Source organism: Massilia sp. Root133 (assembly GCF_001426525.1).
GTDB classification, from domain to species: domain Bacteria; phylum Pseudomonadota; class Gammaproteobacteria; order Burkholderiales; family Burkholderiaceae_D; genus Telluria; species Telluria orientalis.
In genome coordinates, this window is sequence record NZ_LMEW01000035.1 from 99,894 (window position 1) to 121,964 (window position 22,071).

Here is a 22,071-nt window from a genome sequence, read left to right on the forward strand (position 1 = left end):
GTGAAATGGAATTGGTTCTACGTCGCGCGACCATTGAGGATGCGGAAGTTATTTTCAACTGGCGAAACGATCCAGTGACGAGACTGAGCAGTCACAATACGGAAGCGATTGATTTTTCCTCGCATGTTGCCTGGTTCCGCGCTACTCTCGAAAATCCCATGCGGCAGTTGTTGATTGCTGAAAAAGATGGCGTGCCGGTCGGAACTGTTCGAACGGACTACGATGCAAATGGTTCTGCCGAGTTATCCTGGACGATCGCGCCTGGAGCAAGAGGCAAAGGAATAGCAAAGCACATGGTCAAAGCCGTTGCAGATGAAGTCGCCAAAAAGTGCGTCGTCAAAGCTGAGGTAAAGGTCGGAAATACGGCATCCGTCAAGGTGGCGGAAGCAGCCGGAATGCAGATGGCCAGGCAGGATGGAGAAATCCTGCATTTTCGCAGGATGGCCTGCGTATAAGCGGCCGGCGTCGCGGACGCTTCTGGCGAGATTTTCATTTAAGGAATGCAATGGCAATTGGCGGCAACATGGAAGCTGGACACGGCATCGAAATTTTCTCTACGTCGTGCCTGAACGGGCTCGTAAACGAGGCAGAGGCATCGGCTCGTCTTCGCCAGCATCGGAATATCCACAAGGAGTACGCCGATCCGTGCCAGAGGTTGTTTAATGCCATCGGTATCGGCAGCTACATCCGCCCGCATCGTCATTTGCTGGATCCAAAAGTAGAAGACCTGTTTGCGGTAAAGGGGATGTTTGCCCTCGTGGTTTTCGACGATGCCGGGAACCCTTCGAATGTTGTCAAGTTCGGTACCGAGCGTTTTGGCGACGATATCGCGCCTGGGGTTGAACTGTCGCCCGGCACATGGCATACGGTCGTGGCGTTGACCGAGGCGGCCGTACTGCTGGAACTGAAGGGCGGCCCCTTCAACCCTAACGCGGCCAAGGAGCTGGCATCGTGGGCGCCGGAGGAGGGAACGCCACAGGCGCTTGATTACATGAAAGCGTTGCAAAAATTGATCGACGAATGGAATCCGCGACCGGTGACTGGTTGAGGAGCTGGTCGCGACCATCCATGAACGTGGAATCGGCATTCGTGATGAAATGCCGATTTCTGTTTCTAAGTCTGCATTTTCGATAAGCAGTCAGCCTTTTGGATAAAACTGTCACTCGTGTTGAAAAAGAATAGAAAAACGCTGAAGTATTCCTGGTGCGGTTATTTGATTTTTGGAGCGGTGAATGCGTTAGCGGCCACTCCAGGAACCCAGGGACAGTCGGGTTACATAAGTATGCCGAGCGCCTGGGTAGAGCGCGATGGTACGGTGTCCGTAGGCTACAGCTATGATCGGCCTTACGGCAGCTTTTGGACTTCCGCGACCATGCTGCCGTTCTTGCAGATGACTGGGCGCTATGTATCGATTAACGGTATCGCCGGTTTTACGGATGTCCCGGGCCAGTACGGCAGCAATTACGGCCGTTTCAAGGACAAGGTCATGGACGCCAAGCTGCGGTTGCTCAGCGAATCGGGCTGGTTGCCGGAGGTGGCCATTGGAAGAACGGATTTGTTCGGTACTGAACTGTTCACCGGCGAATACATCGTCGCGTCGAAGACGTTCGGTAAGGCCCGGAATGTCGAGGCAAGTATCGGCTACGGCCATCGCCGGCCCGACGGGATATTTGCCGGCGTGCGTTGGGCGCCCCTGGCTGCGCCCGGTTGGGCTGTCGTGGCCGAGTACGATGCCAACGACTACAAGAAGGACTTTCAGGCGTCCCGCACGGCGGCCGGCAAACGCGAAAAAGGCCCCGCCGTCGGCCTCGAATACCGCTGGGGCTGGCTCGGCGCCCAGGTCGCCCGGCATCGCGACCATTTCAGTGCCAACGCCTATCTCAGCATCCCGTTCGGCGAACGCGAATTCGTCCCCAAACTGTACGAACCTGCCCCGTTCGACCCGAAGCAGGCGCCGCCGCGCGTCACGGGCGAGGAATGGCAGCAGCAGCCCAGCCATGGCGCCGCGCTCGTGCAGGCGCTGATCAAGCAGGATTTCAAGAACGTCCGCGTTACGTTCGAAGACGGCACGCTGAAGCTGTCGTTGACGAACAGTCGCATCTCCAATCTCGGCCGCGCGGTCGGCCGTGCGGCGCGTACCGCGCTTGCCTTTGCGCCGCAGGGCACGCGCAGGATGCAAATCGCGTACACGAAACTGGAACAGCCCATCGCGACGTATGAATTTACCGATCTGCAGAGTCTGACGGACTATTTGACCGGGCTGTCGAATCGCGAGGCCTTCCTGCAGACTGTCATCGTGCGTTATGCCCAGCCGAGCGATCAGATCGGGGAGGACCAGCACGGCATGCTGGCTGCCGTCGCGAACGAGGGCGCCTTGCAGGTGCAGGTGGGCCAGGACGGTAATACGGTGCAATTGGCGTCGGAAGACCGCGAGGCGAACCGCTTCAAGGTGTATCCCAAGTTGTCGATGTTCTTCAACGACCCGAGCGGCGCCTTGCGCTACGAACTGTGGGCTGCAGGTACCTATGACCGCCGCCTGGCCCCGGGCCTGTTCCTGAACAGCGACTTCAAGCTCACCGTGTACGAGACCGTGTCGGGCGTTACGCAGGCGTCGAACAGCCTGTTGCCCCACGTGCGCTCGGACATCGCCGACTACAAGCGCGGCGGCCGTTTCAAGCTGAACCGCCTGATGCTCAACAAATACATGATGCCCACCGAGCGCGTGTATGCGCGCGTCTCCGGCGGTCTGTACGAAGAGATGTTCCGCGGCATCGGCGGCCAGGTGTTGTACCTGCCGAAGGACAGCCGCTGGGCCGCCGACGTGAACGTCGACGCCCTGCAGCAGCGCGGCGTGAAAGGGTGGTTCGACAAGCGCGACTACCAGACCGTCAGCGGCTTCGCGTCCCTGCATTACAAGCTGCCGTACGACGTCACCGCGACGGCCCGCGCCGGCCGCTTCCTCGCCAAGGACAACGGCGTGCGCATGGAGTTCAAGCGGCGCTTCCCGTCCGGTGTGGAAATCGGCGCCTGGTACACGAAGACGAGCGGCAAGGACATCACGAACCCGGGCTCGCCGTCGAACCCGTACAACGACAAGGGTATCTTCCTGTCGGTGCCGCTGAACATCATGCTGTTGTCCGACACGCAGACCACCGCAGGCGTGGCCCTGTCGCCATGGACCCGCGACGTCGGCCAGATGGTGGCGAGCCCGGGCGACCTGTACGATCTCGTCGAGCAGCCGCGCCGCGACTTGAACACGTTCGACGGCCTCGGCAACTTCGCCGAGCGGCGCGACGAGCAGAACCTGCCGGCCGTGAATCCGCCGGTCGACGCACTGCCGAATCCGTGGCCGCTGTTCCGCATGCGCGTGGAACAGTCCGTCAAGTCGACGCCGACCCTGCCGCAATGGGGCAACGGCGCCATCATCGGCGGCGGCGCGATCCTGGCCAGCGCACTGCTCGACAAGCCGGTCGATCGGTTCATGAAGAAGCACCAGGGCTCCAGCGTGGCGCGGGCCTGGAACAATATCGGCAAGGCGACGCCGGTCGTCCTGGCAGGCGCCGCGGCCGGGGCCGTCGCGTTTGGCGATGCGCGCATGCAGAACATTGGTATCATCTCGCTCGAATCGGTCGTCGGGGCCGCGGCCCTGTCGATCGGGGCGAAGCATATCGCCGGGCGTGCCCGGCCGATCGACGGGAAGGGACAGTGGGGCAAGGCCGCGGACCGGTCGAACGCATCGTTCCCGTCCAATCACGCCAGCGTGGCGTTCGCGGCAGTGACGCCGTTCGCCCAGGAATACGATGCCCCGTGGCTGTACGGCCTGGCCGCCGCCGGCTCGCTGGGCCGCACGGCCGGACGCCAGCACTGGGTATCCGACGTCGTGGCCGGCAGCGTGCTCGGCATGGCCGTGGGCGGCTGGCTGTGGCAGGCGCAGCGCGACAATGTGCGTTCGAGCTTCGCCGTGACGCCGGGCACGAACTCCGTTAGCGTGGCATGGTTCGGGACTTATTGATAAAATGTAATCTTTGATCGCGCGGTGGCACCGGATATCCGGGCCGGCCAACCTGGCGCTCGACCGGCCCGTGCGGATCTGTCAACCGGGGAGTGACTATATGATTTTGACGACAGGCGGCGCCGGCTTCATCGGCAGTAATTTCGTGCTGGACTGGTGCGGCTTGACCGACGAGCCGGTCATCAACCTCGACAAGCTGACGTATGCCGGCAACCTCGAGAACCTGGCCAGCCTGCGCGACAACCCTAGGCACATCTTCGTGCAGGGCGACATCGGCGACGTGGACCTCGTGCGGCGCCTGCTGCAAGAACACCAGCCGCGCGCCGTCGTGAACTTCGCGGCCGAGAGCCACGTGGACCGCAGCATCCACGGCCCGGGCGAATTCATCCAGACGAACATCGTCGGCACGTTTCACCTGCTCGAAGCCGTACGCGAATACTGGAGCGGGCTGCCGGACGACCGCAAGGCCGCCTTCCGCTTCCTGCACGTGTCGACCGACGAGGTCTACGGCTCGCTCGGCAAGGACGACCCCGCGTTCCGCGAGACGAACCGCTACGAACCGAACAGCCCGTATTCCGCCAGCAAGGCGGCCAGCGACCACCTCGTGCGCGCCTACCACCACACGTATGGTCTGCCGGTGCTGACCACCAATTGCTCTAACAACTATGGTCCTTACCACTTCCCGGAAAAGCTGATCCCGCTGTGCATCCACAATGCACTGGCCGGCAAGCCGCTGCCGATCTACGGCGACGGCCAGCAGATCCGCGACTGGCTATACGTGAAGGATCACTGCTCGGCCATCCGCCGCGTGCTCGAAAGGGGCCAGCTGGGCGAGGTCTACAACGTCGGCGGCTGGAACGAGAAGGCCAACCTCGACGTGGTGAAGACGCTGTGCGCGATCCTCGACGAACTGAGCCCGCGCGCGGACGGCCAGTCGTACGCGACCCAGATCACGTTCGTCACGGACCGCCCCGGCCATGACCGCCGCTACGCGATCGATGCCACCAGGCTCGAGCGCGAGCTGGGCTGGAAGCCGGCCGAGACGTTCGAGACGGGCATCCGCAAGACGGTGCAGTGGTACCTCGACAACCAGGAATGGGTGCAGCACGTGACGAGCGGCAGCTACCGTGCCTGGGTCGGCCAACAGTACGGTGCTGCATGAAGATTCTCCTGACCGGCAAGAACGGCCAGCTCGGCTTCGAACTGCAGCGCGCGCTGGCGCCGCTCGGCGAAGTCGTCGCCGTCGGCACGCAGGATTGCAACCTGGCCGACGCCGACGCGCTGCGCGCGCTCGTGCGCCGCGTCGCACCGGACGTGATCGTCAATCCGGCGGCGTACACGGCCGTCGACAAGGCCGAGTCCGACGAAGCGACGGCCCGTGCCGTCAACGCCGTCGCCCCGGCCATCCTGGGCGAGGAAGGCGCGAAGCTGGGCGCGCTCGTGCTGCATTATTCGACGGACTACGTGTTCGATGGCACGAAGCAGGGCGCCTACACGGAAAACGACGTGCCGGCGCCGCAGAGCGTCTACGGCCGCACGAAGCTGGAAGGCGAGCAGGGCCTGGCGGCCGCCAATCCGCGCCACCTGATCCTGCGCACGAGCTGGGTCGTGGGCGCGCACGGCGGCAATTTTGCCAAGACGATGCTGCGCCTGGCGGGCGAGCGCGAGACCCTCACCGTCGTCGCCGACCAGTTCGGCGCCCCGACGCCGGCCGCACTGCTGGCCGACCTCAGCGCCCACCTCGTGCGCGAGCATGCGCGCGCGCGCAGCACCGGCTTCCCCTACGGCACGTATCACGTCGCGGCGGGTGGCGAGACGAGCTGGCACGGCTATGCGCAATTCGTGATCGGCGAGGCGCTGGCGGCCGGTAAACATCTCAAGGCAAGTGTGGATGCCGTCGCGCCGCTGGCGACCGAGCAGTATCCGACGCCGGCCAGACGTCCCCTCAATTCGCGGCTCGATACGACCCGCTTCCGCACGACGTTCGACCTGCGCCTGCCGCCGTGGCAGGAAGGCGTGCGCCATGTGCTCCGGCAAATCCTGTGAGAGGCAGCCATGTCCCAAATCCAGCGTAAAGGCATCATCCTGGCCGGCGGTTCCGGCACGCGGCTGTATCCGGTGACCCAGGCCGTCAGCAAGCAGCTGATGCCCGTCTACGACAAGCCGATGATCTACTACCCGCTCAGCACGCTGATGCTGAGCGGCATCCGCGACGTGCTCGTCATCAGCACGCCGCAGGACACGCCCCGTTTTGCCGAACTGCTCGGCGACGGCAGCCGCTGGGGCATGAGCATCCAGTATGCCGTCCAGCCGTCGCCGGACGGCCTGGCCCAGGCCTTCATCATCGGCAAGGATTTCGTGGGTAACGATCCTAGCGCGCTCGTCCTTGGCGACAACATCTTTTACGGCCACGACCTTGTAAAACAACTGCACAGCGCCAACGAGCGCACCGACAGCGCCACCGTGTTCGCCTACCACGTGCAGGATCCCGAGCGCTATGGCGTCGTCGAGTTCGATGCGGACCAGCGTGCCCTGAGCATCGAGGAAAAGCCGAAGGCGCCGAAATCGTCGTATGCCGTGACCGGCCTGTACTTCTACGACAACGACGTGTGCAATGTGGCGGCCGACATCAAGCCATCGGCGCGCGGCGAACTGGAGATCACCGACGTCAACCGCTGCTACCTCGAGCGCGACAAGCTGAACGTCGAGATCATGGGCCGCGGCTTTGCCTGGCTCGACACCGGCACGCACGACAGTCTGCTGGAGGCGGCCAGCTTCATTGCGACCTTGCAGAAGCGGCAGGGCCTGCAGGTGTCATGCCCGGAAGAGATCGCCTACCGCCAGGGCTGGATCGACGCCGCCGCGCTGCAGAAGCTCGCCGCACCGCTGGCCAAGAACGGCTACGGCAATTATCTTTTGAACCTGTTGAAATAGTCCGCCCATGCCATATACCGTTACCCCGACCGCCATTCCAGACGTCCTGATGCTGGAGCCGAAAGTCTTCGGCGACGCGCGCGGCTTCTTTTACGAAAGCTTCAATGCGCGCGACTTCGCCCAGGCCACCGGCGTCGAGGCCCAGTTCGTGCAGGACAACCATAGCAAGTCGGCCAAGGGGGTATTACGCGGACTGCATTACCAGATCCAGCATGCCCAGGGCAAGCTGGTGCGGGTGGTGCAGGGCAGGGTGTTCGATGTCGCGGTCGATCTGCGCAAGTCGTCGCCGACTTTCGGCCGCTGGTTGGGTGTGGAGCTGAGCGCGGACAATCATCGCCAGCTGTGGGTGCCGCCGGGCTTCGCGCACGGCTTCGTCGTCCTGAGCGAATCCGCGGAATTCCTGTACAAGACGACGGATTACTGGTATCCGGAGCATGAGCGCAGCCTGTCGTGGAACGATCCGGCCATCGGCATCGACTGGCCCATCGATTTCGCGCCGCAGCTGGCGGCCAAGGACCAGGCCGGGAAACTGCTCGCGCAAGCCGAAGTGTTCGACTGAGCGCGGAAGGACCTGCCAGAGAAAACGGCCGCTGTTGCGGCCGTTTTCCTTGCAGTGCCCAAACCGGAACGCACACGCGTTCCGGTGAGGATCAGTGGTGCGTCGTGGTCGAGTGGTTCGTGGTCGAACCGTTGTCCGACGAAGCGACGGCCACGGCGGCGACAGCGGCGCCGATCGCGGCCACGGTGCCGACCGACAGACCAGCGATCGCGGTCGTGCCCATGAAGCCCGTACCCGTTGCGGCGGTGCCCGCGGTACCGGCAGCGGAGCCGGTGCCTGCGGCGGAGCCCGAAGCGGCGCCAGTCTGGCCGGTAGCGGCCGTGTTACCCGCGTTGGCGGTAGCGGCTTCTTGAGCCAGGACCTGGGCCGACAGCAGGCTCAGAATAGCGGTCGTGACGAGGAGTTTCTTCATTTCGTATCCTTTGTTCAATTAACGGGGCACCTGCGCGTGGCAATGTTGCTTGACTCATTATATAGCAAGCTAACATTGCTTTGATTCATCAAATGCCGGTTTTATGGCTAGCTCAGCCGAAAATGTCATCTTTTTTCGACATAAGCAATTTGCAATTTTGACAGATAGTGGAACACATTCCTATCACTTTTACCGAGTGTGTTGTGTGTTCACATTGGTATGCCCGTAGAAAAATGCACATCGTAAACACGATATGCAGGCTGTTTGCCGTCCTTCTTTTTCTCTAGGTCTGCGGCAACATCTGGAATAATGCCAGCCTGAACCAAGGTAACGGAGTGCAGGATGGCGGAAGACAGCGACGCGGAACGGACCGAACCAGCATCAGAGAAACGACTGAGGCAGGCGCGCGAAGACGGCGACATTCCCCGCTCGCGCGAAGTTGCCACTTTTACCGTTTTGATGACGGCCGGCGCCGGCATGTGGATGCTGGGCGGCGGGCTCGTCAACACGCTGTCGTCCGTGCTGGAGCGCGGGCTGTCGCTCGACCGCGAGCAGATCTACAACCCGAATGTGCTGGTCGAACGCGTTCTCGCCGACGTGGTCCGCGTGCTGCTGGCGTGCCTGCCGCTGGCGGGCGCCATCATGCTCATGATGCTGGCGGCGCCCCTGCTGATCGGCGGCTGGAATTTCAGCGCCAAGGCGTTCACGCCCAATTTCGGCAAGCTCAATCCGATGCGCGGCCTGGGCAACATGGTGTCGACGAATGCCCTCGTCGAGCTGCTGAAGGCCGTCGCCAAGACGCTGCTCGTCGGCGCGGTCGCGTGGTTCGTCGTGATGAGCCAGAAGGATGCCGTGATCGGCCTCGTCGTCGAACCGTTCGGTACGGCCGCGCCGCACCTGGGCAGCATCCTCGCCAAGGCATTCCTGACCATGGTCGGCGCGCTGGGCGCCATCGCCATCCTCGACGGTCCGTACCAGATGTGGCATTACGCCGACAAGCTCAAGATGACCCGCCAGGAAGTCATCCAGGAATCGAAGGAATCGGACGGCAACCCGCAGATCAAGGGCAAGATCCGCCAGATGCAGCGCGAGATGGCGCAGAAGCGCATGATGTCCAACGTCCCGACCGCCGACGTGGTCGTGACCAACCCGACCCACTTCGCCGTCGCGCTCAAGTACGCGGACGGGCAGCGGGGCGCGCCGCGCGTCGTCGCCAAGGGTACCGACGAGGTCGCGGCGAAGATCCGCGAGATCGCGAAGGAAAACAAGGTCGCGCTGCTGGAGGCGCCGGCCCTGGCGCGTGCGCTGTACAAGCACACGGAAATCGACGACGAGATCCCGGAAGCCCTGTACTCGGCCGTGGCCGAAGTGCTGGCCTATGTCTTCCAGCTGCGCGCCTACAGCAAGGGCACGCTCGACCAGTATCCGGACCGTCCGAAGAAACTGCCGGTTCCGCCGGAAATGGACCCGTTCAACCCCGCGTCGCAGAAGCCGGACGAGCCACGTCATTGAAATACGGCGGTTTTTCCCGTCTCCTTGCTGCATAGTTTCCGTGGGGCATCAGCAATAATGGCGTATCCCTGAATGATGGAGTACGCATGAACGGTTTCAGAGTGCCAGCCTGGCTGCAAAAGATCGGTGCCCGCGGCAACGCGCTGGCGGCGCCGATCCTGATCATCCTGCTGCTGGCAATGATGATCCTGCCGTTGCCGGCATTCGCGCTCGACCTGTTCTTCAGCTTCAACATCGCGATGTCCGTGATCGTGCTGCTGACCGCGTTGTACACGGTCAAGCCCCTCGATTTCATGGCGTTCCCGGCCGTGCTGCTCGTGACGACCATGCTGCGCCTGTCGCTGAACGTGGCGTCCACGCGCGTCGTGCTGACCGAGGGCCACACGGGCGGCGCCGCGGCCGGCAAGGTGATCGAGGCATTCGGCCACTTCCTGATCGGCGGCAACTACACGGTCGGTCTCGTCGTCTTCATCATTCTCACCATCATCAACTTCACGGTCGTGACCAAGGGTGCGGGCCGTATCGCCGAGGTGGGCGCACGCTTCGCCCTGGACGCGATGCCCGGCAAGCAGATGGCGATCGACGCCGACCTGAATGCCGGCCTGATCGGCGAAGAGGACGCCAAGCGCCGCCGCTCCGAAGTGTCGATGGAAGCCGAGTTCTACGGCGCCATGGACGGTGCGTCGAAATACGTGCGCGGCGACGCCGTGGCCGGCATCCTGGTCACCGTGATCAACGTCGTCGGCGGCCTGATCGTCGGCATGGTCCAGCACGACATGGCCTTTGGCGACGCCGTCAAGAACTACACGCTGCTGGCCATCGGTGACGGCCTCGTCGCGCAGATTCCGTCGCTGATCATCTCGATCGCGGCCGGTATGGTCGTTTCGCGCGTGGCCAGCGACAAGGACGTGGGTTCGCAAGTCGTCGGCCAGCTGTTCGCGAAACCGGAAGTGCTGTACATCACGGGCGGCATCATCGGCGGCATGGGCCTGATCCCGGGCATGCCGAACCTCGTGTTCCTGCTGCTGGGCAGCACGCTGTTCGGTGGCGCCTATCTGCTGGAAAAGCGCCGCAAGAACATGCCGCCGGAAGAATTGCAGCGCGCGGGCGGCGGTGCGGGCCCGGCAGGGTCGCCCGGCGGTGGCGCCGCGGCGGCGGCCACCACGCCCGCGGAGCAGGAGGAGGCGACCTGGCAGGACGTCATGCCGGTCGACACGCTCGGCCTGGAAGTGGGCTACCGCCTGATCCCGCTCGTCGACAAGACGCAGAACGGCGAACTGCTGAAGCGCATCAAGGGCATTCGCAAGAAGTTCGCGCAGGAAGTCGGCTTCCTGGCGCCGCCGGTGCACATCCGCGACAACCTGGAGCTGAAACCGTCGGCCTACCGCATCACGCTGAAGGGCGTCGAAGTGGGCAGCGGCGAGGCGATGAACGGCCAGTACCTGGCGATCAACCCGGGCATGGCGAGCGGTACCCTGCCGGGCCTCGTGACGACGGACCCCGCGTTCGGCCTGCCGGCCATCTGGATCGACGCCGCGCTGAAGGACGACGCGCAGAGCATGGGTTATACCGTCGTCGACGCCGGCACGGTCGTCGCGACGCACCTGAACCACCTGATCACGACGCACGCGTCGGAACTGCTGGGCCGCATGGAAGTGCAGGCGCTGCTCGACCACCTGGCCAAGGATGCGCCGAAACTGGTCGAAGACCTGGTGCCGAAGGTCGTGTCGCTGTCGACGTTGCAGAAAGTGCTGCAGAACCTGTTGCAGGAAGGCGTGCATATCCGCGACATGCGCACGATCATCGAGACGCTGTCCGAGCATGCGGGCAGCACGAACGATCCGAACGATTTGACCGCGCTGGTGCGTGTGTCGCTGGGCCGCGCCATCGTGCAGCAATTGTTCCCGGGCACGAACGAACTGTCCGTGATGACCCTGGACAACCGTCTCGAACGCCTGCTCGTGCAGGCCCTGAACGCCGGCGGCGACGGCACGGGCATTGAGCCTGGCCTGGCCGACACGATCGTCCAGCAGGCTACCAATGCTGCGCAGCAACAAGAGGCAATGGGACTGACCCCGGTTCTCCTCGTGCCGGGGCCGCTGCGGACGCTGTTGTCGCGGTTCCTGCGCCGGGCGTTGCCGCAGCTCAAGGTCTTGTCACACTCGGAAATTCCTGAATCCAAGACAATTCGTGTCACGAGCCTCGTTGGCGCCAATTGATTGGTATAAAGAAATTTGTTGGGAATCTTTCGAGGCCGCAGCGCAACAATCACATCTTCAATCGTGCCAAAAGTCGATTGGTAGAGTTGATTTATGCTAACATCCTTGCGCTCTAACGCTTAGCACGCTCAAGAAATCAGTCTGAGTAGACCGGTTCTCCCAGCCGAATCGGTCATGTACCCCTCAATCGTCATTTGCCCAACGCGCTGCAAAGACAGTCTGCGAATGTACAGGAAGTAAAAGATGCCGGAATACCAGTTTGTATTGCTTGGGTTGACCGCATGGATGGCGAGTTTCGTCATCAGCCAACTCATCGTCCGTTCTCAAAAGTGGCATGGACGCCTGACGCACGACCACGACCTGGGCGGCGTGCAAAAGGTCCATACCACTGCCGTGCCGCGTATCGGCGGCCTGGCCGTGATAGGCGGCATCCTGCTCGGCTTCGTGCTTTTCCAGCAGATCTTTCCAGGCCAGGTGAGCGCCAGCCGCGCATCGCGCATTTATCTGCTGCTCGGCGCCAGCCTGCCGGCCTTCCTGGCAGGCCTGATCGAGGACTTCACCAAGCGCGTGTCGGTCCGCGTGCGTCTTGTCGCCACCGCGCTGAGCGCATTGGTGGCCAGCCTCGCACTGGGGGCCACTGTCGGCGAACTGGACATCTGGGGCCTGGATGCGCTGCTGACGATCGCGCCGCTGGCGATCGTTGCCACCGCAGTGTTCGTGGCAGGCGGTTCCAACGCCATCAACATCATCGACGGCTTCAACGGCCTGTCGGGCAGTACGATCATCATCATGTCGATCGGCCTGGCCGCCGTCGGACTGCACGTCGGCGACAGCTTCGTCGCCGTACTCGGTGCGTTGTGCGCGGGCGCCACGCTGGGCTTCCTGATGCTGAACTATCCGTCCGGGAAAATGTTCCTCGGCGATGGCGGGGCGTATTTCCTCGGTTTCTGGGTGTCGGAAATGGCGGTCCTGCTGCTGGTGCGTCATCCGGAGCTGAGCGCCTGGCAAATTCTCGCAATCTGCGGTTATCCGATCATCGAAGTGCTGTTCAGCATCTATCGCCGCAAGTTCGTCCGCAAGGTCAGCCCGGGCGCGCCGGATGCATTGCACCTGCACGGGCTCGTGTTCCGCCGTCTCGTTTTCAAATATGTGCGCCGTGACGCCGCTCGTCCCTGGAAGCGCAACGCGATGGTGCCGTGCTTCATGGCGCCGGCGGTGGCGGCTTGTGTGGCAGTCAGCGTCTGGTTCGGCCAGTCGACCCCGGCGGCCGTGGCGATCGTGGTTGCCCAGGTCGTGTTGTATATCGCGGTATATGGCCGTCTCGTGCGTGGACGCTGGACGGTGCGGCGTGGTGACAGGGCGGAGCAGGCCCTCGACGTTGGCATTGAAGTGCGCTGAGAAATCGGTGCTGCCAAATTACAAGAACCGCGGTTTCACATCGAGACCGCGGTTTTTTTATATCCTGAACAGTGTCAGCGAGCCCGTGTCCTGATCCACCAGTCGTTGAACCACATCGCAAACTGGAAGAGCAGACCCGTGGCAAAGAGGAAGTCGGCGGTTCGCCCGACCTTCAGTGCTGCGGCGAGCACCCCTGCAATGAGAAATACGGTACGCAAGATGGGAATACAGCGGTCCAGCATCTCGCAGAAATGAACGAGGGCGGCTTCAGCACCGGGGGTACCGGGTTGGCGCTTCGGTATTCTCAGTTTCATCTGTTGGCCTTTCGATGTAAGCCAAGTACACGGTGTTTACGCAGTCTAGCACGACCATAAAATTCGTTGTTACATTTGAACACAATTTGCGATCAAGACACTGATTCGTTCTGTTCTATTACGCTTGTCATGCCAAAGTTGCCACAAATATTAAAAGTTGAACAATTGACTGTTTGAGAATTGTCTCATAGATGACAGATTGTGCCCGTACCGATGATCTTGTTGCTGTGTTCCAATTCTCTCACCATTGTATTTACGTGGCAATTAACTTTTCTGGCGATCGGTGCAGGTGTGTCCGCCGCGCCGCATGAATGAAATAAGCGCCTTTCCCCGTCCTTTTCCCGCGATGGTTTCCTACCGGCATCGTCAATAATCCTCACTGTGAATGGGCGATTGTGCCCGCATGACCGGATAGCGAACCAAGCCAGCAAGAGCGGAGAACAACGATGAACGTGAAGAAATTTACAGCGGCGACTTCCCGAGAAGCCCTGCGCAAAGTGCGCGAGGCCCTGGGACCGGACGCGGTCATCCTGTCGAACCGCCCGGTCGATGGCGTGGTCGAAATCCTGGCACTGGACAACGACGACGTCGCGTCGCTGGCTTCCCCGGCACCGGAATCGGAAATGGCCGCGCCGCGCCCGAACCTGCGCATCCAGGAACCGACGTTCGACGACTTCGAGCCGGCTCCCGCGCCGGCCCCGGCACCGCGTCCGGCAGCCCGCCCGGCACCGCGCGCTTTCCAGGAAGCCCCGGCCGCGCGCCAGCCGATGAATTCGCTGTACGACATGGACGAGCCCGCCGCACCGGCCGTCGCACCGACCTACGCCAACCGCCGCGCGCCGCAACCGGAGGCGCCGGCCTTCGACATGGCCGCGATGACCGCGATGATGTCGGCCGCGATTGCCCAGGCGAAAGAATCCGCCGCCGCCGAAATGCACGGCATGATGAACGAGATCCGCGCCATGCGCGGCATGATGGAATCGCAACTGGCCGAGCTGTCGTGGGGCACCACCCAGCAGCGCGAGCCGCAGAAGGCCGTCGTGCTGCGCGAGATGCTGGCCGCCGGCTTTTCGGCGAGCCTGTCGCGCTACCTGGTCGACAAGCTGCCGGCCGGCAAGGATGCCGCCGAGTCGCTGCGTTGGGTCAAGACGGTCCTGGCACGCAACATCACGACGATGGCCGACGAGGATGCGATCCTCGACCGCGGCGGCGTGTTCGCGCTGGTCGGCCCGACCGGTGTCGGCAAGACGACGACGACCGCCAAGCTGGCGGCCCGCTGCGTGATGCGCCACGGTCCGGAAAAGCTGGCGCTGATCACGACGGACGCCTACCGTATCGGCGGCCACGAGCAACTGCGCATCTACGGCAAGATCCTGGGCGTGATGGTGCACTCGGTGAAGGACGAGGCCGACCTGCGCATCGCCCTGAAGGAACTGCGCAACAAGCACACCGTGCTGATCGACACGATCGGCATGTCGCAGCGCGACCAGATGGTGACGGAGCAGGTCGCCATGCTGACGGAGTCGGGCGCCGACGTGAAGCGCCTGCTGTGCCTGAACGCGACGTCGACCAACGAGACGCTGAACGAAGTCGTGCGTGCCTACCAGGGCACGGGCCTCGCGGGCGCCATCATGACCAAGATGGACGAAGCCGCGTCGATCGGCAACGTGCTGGACGTGCTCGTGCGCCAGAAGCTGAACCTGCACTACATCTCCAACGGCCAGCGCGTGCCGGAAGACCTGCACCTGGCCGACCGCGCGATGCTGGTCGACCGCGCCTTCCGCACCAGGCGCGATGCCGCCGCCCAGATCGCCGACGCCGACCTGCCGCTGATGATGGCCGGCCTGGGCAACCTGAATAACGACCGTTCGCTGCGCGAGGTGTACGTTGGCTAGTTTCGACTTCGACCAGGCGGAGGGCCTGCGCCGGATGCTGGCCGGCCCCAAGCCGCGCATCGTGACCTTCCTCTCCGCGACGCCCCAGGACGACAAGGGCGCCATGCTCGTCAACCTGGGCGCCTCGCTGGCCCAGTCCGGCAATGACGTGATGATCGTCGACGCCTGCACGCGCGACTACGGCGTGGCCCAGCGTCTCGGCGTCGACCGCGGCCCGAGCCTGCTGCAGGTCGCGCGCCAGGAATGCGCGCTGAACCAGGTCATCCACCCGGTGCCGCAGGGCTTTTCCGTGGTGAAGATGGCACATGAACTCGTCGTCCCCGCTCAGGCGGGGACCCAAGTTTCTTCGAGCAGCCGGGTACGCCAGCAAAATTGGGCTCCCGCCTACGCGGGAGCGACGGATGAGATGCGGCGTCTGGCCAAAACCTTTGACGTTCTGGTCCAGCAATCGTCCGGCAGCATCATCATGGTCGACGGCGAATTTTCCGACGATGGCACGTTCCCCGTGCCGATCATGGCCTCGTCCGAGATCGTCGTGCAGGTGTCGACGAGCGCCGCGTCGATCACGAACGCCTATGCGCTGATCAAGCGTTTGTCGCAGCATCTCGGCCGCCGCCCGTTCGGTATCCTTGTCACGGGCGCTACCGAAGCCGAGGCGAAGGTGGTATACGATAATATGTCATCTGCGGCAACTCGTTACTTGGCGGTAACCCTGACCTCGATGGGCTCCGTACCGGCCGACGAGTACCTGCACCGCGCCGCGCGCCTCGGGCGCGCCGTGGTCGACGCATTCCCGCTGGCCGGCGCTTCGGTGGCGTTCCGCCGCCTGGCCGGGCGCTTTGCGCGCACCGGCATGCAGCAGGGACGGGCCGCCTGAAGCGGTGAAGAATAATTAATTACTGGAACCATGTACACGGTCAAAGGGAAAGCGGACAAAAACTCTCTGCTGACGGAGCACATGCCGTTGGTGAAGCGTCTCGCCCACCAGATGAAGGCCAAGCTCCCGCCGTCCGTCGAAGTCGATGACCTGGTACAGGCCGGCATGATGGGCCTGCTCGATGCGATCAACCGCTACGAGGAGAACCACGGCGCGCAGTTCGAGACCTATGCGGTGCTGCGCATCCGCGGCGCGATGCTGGACGAGCTGCGCAGCAGCGACTGGATGCCGCGCTCCACGCGCGCCAACATGCGCAAGGTCGAGTCGGCCATGGCCACGCTGCAACAGCAATTGGGCCGTCCGCCCAGCGAATCGGAGGTCGCGAAGTCGCTCAAGTTGTCGCTGCCCGATTACCAGGATCTGCTGGGCGATTCCGGCGGCCACCAGCTCGTGTACTACGAAGACTTCCATGACGAGGACGGCAGCGAAGGCTTCCTCGACCGCTATGCCGTGGACGACGACGATCCACTGAAGAGCCTGCTCGACACGGACTTCCGCCAGACCGTCATCGACGCCATCGACGCGTTGCCGCCGCGCGAGAAGATGCTGATGGGCCTGTACTACGAAGAAGAACTCAACCTCAAGGAAATCGGCGCCGTGATGGGCGTGTCGGAATCGCGCGTTTCGCAGCTGCACACCCAGGCCGTGGCGCGCCTGCGCACGTATCTGCGGGAGCGTTCGTGGACCTGACCAGCCTGCTCGGTCTCCTGCTGGCACTGGCCGGCATCTTCGTCGGGCACACGCTCGACGGCGGCAAGTTTTCCTCGCTGTTCCAGCCCGCCGCCTTCGCCATCGTCGTCGTCGGCACGTTCGGCGCCGTGCTGCTGCAGACGAAGTCGCAAGCCTTCGTGCGCGGCGTGCGCATGTTGCGCTGGGTGTTCGTCACCCCGCCGGACCGCCGCCATGCGCTGGCCCGCGAAATCCATTTGTGGAGCCTGTCCGCGCGGCGCGACGGCCTGCTGTCGCTCGAGCAGTACATGGCCAAGGCCGATCCGTTCATCCAGAAAGGCCTGCGCCTCGTCGTCGACGGCATCCAGCCCGACAAGCTGCGCAGCCTGATGCACACGGAAATCAACAACTACGAATTCCGCGAACGCCAGGCCGCGCGCATCTGGGAATCGGCGGCCGGCTATGCACCCACCGTCGGCATCCTCGGCGCCGTGCTGGGCTTGATCCACGTGATGGAAAACCTGTCCGACCCGTCCAGGCTGGGCGCCGGCATCGCCGTCGCGTTCGTGTCGACCGTGTACGGCGTGGGTCTCGCGAACCTGTTCTTTTACCCGGTCGGCAACAAGATCAAGGGCATCGTCAGCGAGCGCGTGGCCCAGTACGAAATCCTGGCCGACGTCTTCCACGATATCGCCACCGGCGACTACACGCGCGTGCTCGACGAGCGCGTGGCGTGCCTGCTGTCCGAACACTGATCCGGCACCATGGCGCGCCGCAAGAAGTACGAGCAGGACAACGAGAACCACGAACGCTGGCTGATTTCCTACGCCGACTTCATCACGTTGCTGTTCGCGTTCTTCGTCGTCATGTACGCGGTGTCCGTGGTCAATATCGGCAAGTACACGGTGTTGTCGGAAGCGCTGGGCGACGCGTTCGGCGGCCGCGGCGCGGCGAACAAGTCGAACACGATGGTCGAGGTCGAGGCACTGCCGCTGTCGGCGATCCTCGCCCACAAGCGCGCGGAAGCGGCCAAGCGCGACCGCGAGCGCCTCGAACTGCTGGCGCAAAAACTCGACAGCATCCTCAAACCCCTCGTCAACACCGGCAAGATGCGCGTCACGCAGACGGCGCGCGGCGTCACGCTCGAGATCAATGCGAGTGCCCTGTTCGACGAGGGCGATGCCACCCTGACGCCCACCGCGCAGGAGACGCTGCGCACCGTCGCCGACCTGCTGAAGGCCGATCCGCACGGCATCGAAGTTGAAGGTTTTACGGACAACACGCCGATCGGCAGCCCGGCGTTCGCGTCGAACTGGGAATTGTCGGCCGTGCGCGCCACGACCGTCGTGCGCCTGTTCGCGGCGAACGGCGTCGCCGAGGAGCGCCTGGCCGCCGTCGGACGCGGTGCGAACCGGCCGATCGCCTCGAACGACGACCCCGCCGGGCGCGCGCGCAACCGGCGGGTGGCCGTCACGATCCTGTCCGGCGCCAATTCCTGACGGGGGCGCGTTACAATCGTTCCAACGCGACAGCAATGTCGATCGAAGGAGGAGGGCGGATGAACCTGCACGCAAGCCTGAGCGTCGACGCGCGGCACGACAAGGTATGGATCACCTTCAAGGCGGAAAACCGCGGCGAGCGCCGGGTCTGGCTGCCGCGCGCGCTGACCGATGATCCCCGGCCCGGCGGGCGCGTGTTCGACGTGCGCGTGCATCCCGGCGGCGCGCCCATCGCCTACGTCGGCGCCAATGCCGCGCGCGGCGGCGCCGGCTGGTTCGAACTGCCGCCGCACTCCGCCCACACGCACACGGTCGACATCACGTCCGACTACGCGTTCCGGCCCGGCGATCACACCTATGAACTGCGCTACGCCGGCCTGGCGCTGGCCGACATCCACCATCCCGAAGCGACCACGCCGCTCGTCACCGAACCCGTGCTGTTTCGCCACATCGCGCCTTGACGTCCCTGTACGTTACGGCGCGGCCTGGCCGGCAACTCACCGTATTTATCGCCGCGAGATTGTCCCGTTAGCGTTCAATTTGGTACATTGATGCAACATATTGATCGTTGGCGTAAGTATTGCTCGATCTACATTTATTAAACTGTTATCATATATTGATTCCCTGGATATGAAAGTTTCATTGGGGAATCTTCCTTCCAAGCCGGCGCGGCCTTGCCCGCGGCGTCAAATGCTTCAGCACATGAATATCGAGCACGACAGCCAGGTATCCCGCATGAGCGGACTTCGCACGCACCGCCGGCCAACCGCGGGCAGGGCCGCATGAGGCGGCATGCGCGCAAGATTCCGTCCACGGTACGGCTGTCCATCCTCACCACCTTGCTGGCGCTGTTCATGGCCTGGCTCGCGCTCGGCAACGCAGCGCGGCTGCCGTGGGATCCGCGCTGGTACCTGACGGCGCACACGGCGATGGAAGTGTTTTCCGTCGTCGTGGCGATGCTCGTGTTTGCCACGGGCTGGCACGGCATCGGCCGCGACATGCCGATCCGCGTGGCACTGCTGTCGCCGAGTGCGCTGGCCGTCGGCCTGCTCGACATCGGCCACCTGATGTCGGTCGACGGCATGCCCGGCGTGGCGGGGCCGGGGTCGGTCGGACACGGCATCGAATTCTGGCTGCTCGCGCGCGTCGTCAGTGCCGCGGCGCTGCTCGTCGCCGCGTTCGCGCCGCGCGAGCGCACGGTCGGCCGGCGCGTGCGCGGCTGGGCGCTGCTGGCGGCGCTGGGCATCGTCGCGCTCGGCTTCTGGCTGGCCGTGGCCGATCCGCTGGGGTTGCCGGCTACATACGTGGCGGGGCAGGGGCTGACGTCGTTCAAGATCGGTTGCGAGCTGGTGCTGATCGTGCTGAATGCCGTCGCCGCGCTGTTCCTGCTGCGCCGCGCCCTCGTCACCCGCCTGCGCACCGACCGCTACCTGGCCGCCACGGCGGCCGTGATGGCCTTGGGCGGCGTCAGTTTCACGCTGTATGTCCGGCCGGACGACGTCGTGAACTTTGTCGGCCATGTGTACAAGGTGATCGCCTACCTGTGCCTGCATCGCGCGATCTGGGTGGCGGCCGTGCAGGCGCCGTACCTGCGGCTGCAGCGGTCGGAGCGGTCGCTGGCCGAGAGCGAGGCGAGCTTCCGCAGCCTGATGGAATGCGCGCCGGACGCGATCCTGCTCGTCGGGGCGGAAGAGCGCATCACGATGATGAATGCGCGCGCGGAAAGCCTGTTCGGCGTCGCGCGCGAGACGGCCGCCGGCCTGCCGCTGGACGTGCTGGTGCCCGCCGCCGCCGGCGACGCCGAGCTGGACTGCCGCCGCCTGTACGGCGCCGCCTTCCCGGCCGAGGTGCGCCGCGCCGGCATGCCGAGCGGCCAGCAGGTGGCGATCGTGCGCGATTTGTCGGAGCGGCGCCGGCTCGAGCGCGCGCTCGTCGAGCAGCTCACGCACGACGCGCTGACGGGCCTGCCGAACCGCAACCGCATCCTCGAGACGCTGGACGAGGCCATCGCGGCCGCGCGCCAGGACGGACGCACGCTCGCCGTGCTCGTGTTCGACCTGCACGAATTCCGCAAGATCAACAGCGGCTACGGCTATGGCGGCGGCGACGACGTGTTGCGCGAATGCGTCGTGCGCCTGTCGTGCCTGCTGGCCGGCGGCGACATGCTGGCGCGCCAGGGCGGCAACGAATTCATCGTCGTGCAAAAACAGTCGGGCGAGACCGCCGCCGCGGCGCTGGCCGCCCGGCTGCTGGCGTCGATGCGCGAGCCGTTCCTGCTCGACGGCCAGCGCGTGTTCCTGGCCGCCAGCGTCGGCATCGCACTGCCGCCCGCAAACGGCTGCGGCGCGCACGGATTGCTGCAGATGGCGCAGGTGGCGATGGCCGCCGCGCGCGCGGAAGGGCCCGCGCGCTACCGCTTCCACACGGACGCGATGGCGCAGGCGATCCGCGAGCGGGTCGACTTGGAAGCGCTGCTGCGCCATGGCATCGAACGGAACCAGTTCGCGCTGCAATACCAGCCGCGCGTCGACCTGGCCAGCGGCACCGTGATCGGCGTGGAAGCCCTCGTGCGCTGGCGCCATCCGGTGTTGGGCCTCGTGCCGCCGGCGCGCTTCATTCCGCTCGCCGAGGAGACGGGCCTGATCGACGATCTCGACATGTGGGTGCTGGACGAAGCCTGCGCGCGCGCGGCCACGTGGCGCGCGCAGGGATTGCCGCCGCTGCGCGTGTCCGTCAACCTGTCGGCACGTCAGTTCCAGCAGGCCGGCCTCGCCCAGCGCGTCCAGGCCGCGCTGGAGCGCAGCAGTTTGCCGCCGGCCTGCCTGGAAATCGAGATCACGGAATCGACGGTCATGCGCGACACGGGCGAGGCGACGAGCGTGCTCCGTTCGCTGAAGGCGCTCGGCGTCGCGTTGTCGATCGACGACTTCGGCACCGGCTATTCGTCGCTCAGCTACCTGAAGCGCTTCCCCATCGACGTGCTGAAGATCGACCGCTCGTTCGTCAGCGACGTGACGGCCGACCCGAACGACGCGGCCATCGCGTGCGCCATCATCGCGCTGGCGCATACGCTGAACCTGGAAGCGGTGGCGGAGGGTGTCGAGACGGCCGAGCAGGCGGCGTTCCTGCGCGAGAATGGCTGCGATGAAATCCAGGGCTATTACTTCAGCCCGCCGGTGTGGCCGGAGCAGATCGAGCGGATGTTCGCCGAGAAGACGGCGAACGGCGCGATGGTGAATTAACCGACGACGAACCGCCGCGACGGACCCGTCGACATCGTCTGGCCGGCCGGGCCGTAGACGCCGGCCGCGCCGCCGCCGGGACCGCGCAATTCGCTCAAGGCCGCCTGGGTCTGGCCCAGCTGGCGGTTGACGATCATGCCGTTGACGCGGTTGAGTTCTTTCGCTTCGCGGGTGAGTTCCAGCAGGCGGTTCCACGCGTCGCGATACTCGGCGTTGCCGCCCACGGCCAGCCAGGGTTCCATGCCGGATTCGTCCGCGGGAAAGCCGGCGGCGCCGAGGGCCTTGTGGCGCACGCGCGACAGTGTCGCGGCACGCTGCGCCAACTGCAGCTTGTTGGGGGTGATGGTCGAGAGGCCATCCGCATCCGCACTGATCAGGAACTGTTGCTCGGTTTTCATCAGCTCCACGATGGAACCGATCACTTGCTGTTCGTCGCGCAGGGTTGCGCCAGGGGATGCAATGGCCATTG

General features: G+C 64.2%; 20 protein-coding genes. 17 read left to right on the forward strand and 3 right to left on the reverse strand.

Annotation, left to right across the window (positions count from 1 at the left end; genetic code table 11):
• Positions 1 to 5: 5 nt before the first annotated feature.
• From ASD28_RS31455 to rfbC, 7 genes are all read left to right on the forward strand, one after another.
• Positions 6 to 455: a GNAT family N-acetyltransferase gene (locus ASD28_RS31455; protein WP_082579199.1), complete on the forward strand. Its 450-nt coding sequence runs from the start codon at positions 6 to 8 to the stop codon at positions 453 to 455.
• 50 nt (positions 456 to 505) lie between these two features.
• Positions 506 to 1,048 carry a WbuC family cupin fold metalloprotein gene (locus ASD28_RS27215; RefSeq protein WP_200951837.1) on the forward strand — a complete coding sequence of 181 codons (543 nt, stop codon included), beginning with the start codon at positions 506 to 508 and terminating at the stop codon, positions 1,046 to 1,048.
• Between the two features lie 180 nt (positions 1,049 to 1,228).
• Entirely contained in the window at positions 1,229 to 4,012 is a 2,784-nt protein-coding gene (locus ASD28_RS27220) for a YjbH domain-containing protein (protein WP_267873882.1), read from the forward strand.
• Positions 4,013 to 4,112: 100 nt separating this feature from the next.
• On the forward strand, positions 4,113 to 5,174 hold the full coding sequence (gene rfbB, locus ASD28_RS27225; RefSeq protein ID WP_056136213.1) for a dTDP-glucose 4,6-dehydratase: 1,062 nt from the start codon (positions 4,113 to 4,115) through the stop codon (positions 5,172 to 5,174).
• Complete coding sequence (gene rfbD, locus ASD28_RS27230) at positions 5,171 to 6,058, forward strand: dTDP-4-dehydrorhamnose reductase (protein ID WP_056136216.1); 888 nt, start codon at positions 5,171 to 5,173, stop codon at positions 6,056 to 6,058. Before rfbB ends, rfbD begins: the two co-directional genes overlap by 4 nt.
• An 18-nt stretch (positions 6,059 to 6,076) precedes the next feature.
• Positions 6,077 to 6,946 carry a glucose-1-phosphate thymidylyltransferase RfbA gene (rfbA, locus tag ASD28_RS27235; protein WP_056136878.1) on the forward strand — a complete coding sequence of 290 codons (870 nt, stop codon included), beginning with the start codon at positions 6,077 to 6,079 and terminating at the stop codon, positions 6,944 to 6,946.
• Positions 6,947 to 6,953: 7 nt separating this feature from the next.
• Entirely contained in the window at positions 6,954 to 7,505 is a 552-nt protein-coding gene (rfbC, locus tag ASD28_RS27240; protein WP_056136218.1) for a dTDP-4-dehydrorhamnose 3,5-epimerase, read from the forward strand.
• A 91-nt stretch (positions 7,506 to 7,596) separates the two neighbouring features.
• On the opposite strand, the gene ASD28_RS27245 is transcribed toward rfbC, so the two are convergent.
• Complete coding sequence (locus ASD28_RS27245; protein ID WP_156650950.1) at positions 7,597 to 7,935, reverse strand: hypothetical protein; 339 nt, start codon at positions 7,933 to 7,935, stop codon at positions 7,597 to 7,599.
• 324 nt (positions 7,936 to 8,259) lie between these two features.
• On the opposite strand from ASD28_RS27245, the gene flhB reads away from it, so the two are divergent.
• From flhB to ASD28_RS27260, 3 genes are all read left to right on the forward strand, one after another.
• Positions 8,260 to 9,429, forward strand: coding sequence for a flagellar biosynthesis protein FlhB (gene flhB / locus ASD28_RS27250; protein WP_056136220.1), 1,170 nt, complete (start codon positions 8,260 to 8,262; stop codon positions 9,427 to 9,429).
• Between the two features lie 86 nt (positions 9,430 to 9,515).
• Entirely contained in the window at positions 9,516 to 11,648 is a 2,133-nt protein-coding gene (flhA, locus tag ASD28_RS27255; RefSeq protein ID WP_056136222.1) for a flagellar biosynthesis protein FlhA, read from the forward strand.
• Positions 11,649 to 11,891: 243 nt separating this feature from the next.
• Positions 11,892 to 13,046, forward strand: coding sequence for a glycosyltransferase (locus tag ASD28_RS27260; RefSeq protein WP_082579201.1), 1,155 nt, complete (start codon positions 11,892 to 11,894; stop codon positions 13,044 to 13,046).
• A 74-nt stretch (positions 13,047 to 13,120) separates the two neighbouring features.
• Here the strand turns inward: ASD28_RS27260 and ASD28_RS27265 are convergent, their stop codons facing one another.
• The gene (locus tag ASD28_RS27265; protein ID WP_056136227.1) at positions 13,121 to 13,360 is read right to left on the reverse strand and encodes a hypothetical protein; all 240 of its coding nucleotides are present in this window, start codon (positions 13,358 to 13,360) and stop codon (positions 13,121 to 13,123) included.
• Positions 13,361 to 13,806: 446 nt separating this feature from the next.
• On the opposite strand from ASD28_RS27265, the gene flhF reads away from it, so the two are divergent.
• The 7 genes from flhF to ASD28_RS27300 all read left to right on the forward strand — a co-directional run bounded on the left by flhF (position 13,807) and on the right by ASD28_RS27300 (position 21,602).
• The gene (gene flhF / locus ASD28_RS27270) at positions 13,807 to 15,255 is read left to right on the forward strand and encodes a flagellar biosynthesis protein FlhF (RefSeq protein WP_056136229.1); all 1,449 of its coding nucleotides are present in this window, start codon (positions 13,807 to 13,809) and stop codon (positions 15,253 to 15,255) included.
• Positions 15,248 to 16,132, forward strand: coding sequence for a hypothetical protein (locus tag ASD28_RS27275; RefSeq protein ID WP_056136231.1), 885 nt, complete (start codon positions 15,248 to 15,250; stop codon positions 16,130 to 16,132). Before flhF ends, ASD28_RS27275 begins: the two co-directional genes overlap by 8 nt.
• Before the next feature lie 30 nt (positions 16,133 to 16,162).
• A complete protein-coding gene (locus ASD28_RS27280; RefSeq protein WP_056136233.1) occupies positions 16,163 to 16,882 on the forward strand; it encodes an RNA polymerase sigma factor FliA in 720 nt (239 codons plus the stop codon).
• The gene (locus tag ASD28_RS27285; protein WP_056136235.1) at positions 16,873 to 17,616 is read left to right on the forward strand and encodes a flagellar motor protein; all 744 of its coding nucleotides are present in this window, start codon (positions 16,873 to 16,875) and stop codon (positions 17,614 to 17,616) included. The genes ASD28_RS27280 and ASD28_RS27285 overlap by 10 nt, the downstream gene beginning before the upstream one ends.
• 9 nt (positions 17,617 to 17,625) lie before the next feature.
• Entirely contained in the window at positions 17,626 to 18,360 is a 735-nt protein-coding gene (motD, locus tag ASD28_RS27290) for a flagellar motor protein MotD (protein WP_056136237.1), read from the forward strand.
• Positions 18,361 to 18,419: 59 nt separating this feature from the next.
• Positions 18,420 to 18,821: a hypothetical protein gene (locus tag ASD28_RS27295; RefSeq protein WP_056136239.1), complete on the forward strand. Its 402-nt coding sequence runs from the start codon at positions 18,420 to 18,422 to the stop codon at positions 18,819 to 18,821.
• Between the two features lie 321 nt (positions 18,822 to 19,142).
• Positions 19,143 to 21,602, forward strand: a complete 2,460-nt coding sequence (locus tag ASD28_RS27300) for a bifunctional diguanylate cyclase/phosphodiesterase (protein WP_056136240.1) — start codon at positions 19,143 to 19,145, stop codon at positions 21,600 to 21,602.
• Here the strand turns inward: ASD28_RS27300 and ASD28_RS27305 are convergent.
• The gene (locus ASD28_RS27305) at positions 21,599 to 22,069 is read right to left on the reverse strand and encodes a flagella synthesis protein FlgN (RefSeq protein WP_056136242.1); all 471 of its coding nucleotides are present in this window, start codon (positions 22,067 to 22,069) and stop codon (positions 21,599 to 21,601) included. The two genes, ASD28_RS27300 and ASD28_RS27305, sit on opposite strands and share 4 nt — an antisense overlap.
• Positions 22,070 to 22,071 lie beyond the last annotated feature (2 nt).

Excerpts from the sequence above, each read along its gene's own strand:
- rfbB (WP_056136213.1), top strand. The coding sequence starts at position 4,113 with ATGATTTTGACGACAGGCGGCGCCGGCTTCATCGGCAGTAATTTCGTG.
- flhF (WP_056136229.1), top strand. The coding sequence starts at position 13,807 with ATGAACGTGAAGAAATTTACAGCGGCGACTTCCCGAGAAGCCCTGCGC.
- ASD28_RS27265 (WP_056136227.1), bottom strand. The coding sequence starts at position 13,360 with ATGAAACTGAGAATACCGAAGCGCCAACCCGGTACCCCCGGTGCTGAA.
- ASD28_RS31455 (WP_082579199.1), top strand. The coding sequence starts at position 6 with ATGGAATTGGTTCTACGTCGCGCGACCATTGAGGATGCGGAAGTTATT.
- ASD28_RS27300 (WP_056136240.1), top strand. The coding sequence starts at position 19,143 with ATGAGGCGGCATGCGCGCAAGATTCCGTCCACGGTACGGCTGTCCATC.
- flhA (WP_056136222.1), top strand. The coding sequence starts at position 9,516 with ATGAACGGTTTCAGAGTGCCAGCCTGGCTGCAAAAGATCGGTGCCCGC.
- ASD28_RS27215 (WP_200951837.1), top strand. The coding sequence starts at position 506 with ATGGCAATTGGCGGCAACATGGAAGCTGGACACGGCATCGAAATTTTC.
- flhB (WP_056136220.1), top strand. The coding sequence starts at position 8,260 with ATGGCGGAAGACAGCGACGCGGAACGGACCGAACCAGCATCAGAGAAA.
- ASD28_RS27280 (WP_056136233.1), top strand. The coding sequence starts at position 16,163 with ATGTACACGGTCAAAGGGAAAGCGGACAAAAACTCTCTGCTGACGGAG.
- motD (WP_056136237.1), top strand. The coding sequence starts at position 17,626 with ATGGCGCGCCGCAAGAAGTACGAGCAGGACAACGAGAACCACGAACGC.
- ASD28_RS27260 (WP_082579201.1), top strand. The coding sequence starts at position 11,892 with ATGCCGGAATACCAGTTTGTATTGCTTGGGTTGACCGCATGGATGGCG.
- ASD28_RS27295 (WP_056136239.1), top strand. The coding sequence starts at position 18,420 with ATGAACCTGCACGCAAGCCTGAGCGTCGACGCGCGGCACGACAAGGTA.
- ASD28_RS27305 (WP_056136242.1), bottom strand. The coding sequence starts at position 22,069 with ATGGCCATTGCATCCCCTGGCGCAACCCTGCGCGACGAACAGCAAGTG.
- rfbD (WP_056136216.1), top strand. The coding sequence starts at position 5,171 with ATGAAGATTCTCCTGACCGGCAAGAACGGCCAGCTCGGCTTCGAACTG.
- rfbC (WP_056136218.1), top strand. The coding sequence starts at position 6,954 with ATGCCATATACCGTTACCCCGACCGCCATTCCAGACGTCCTGATGCTG.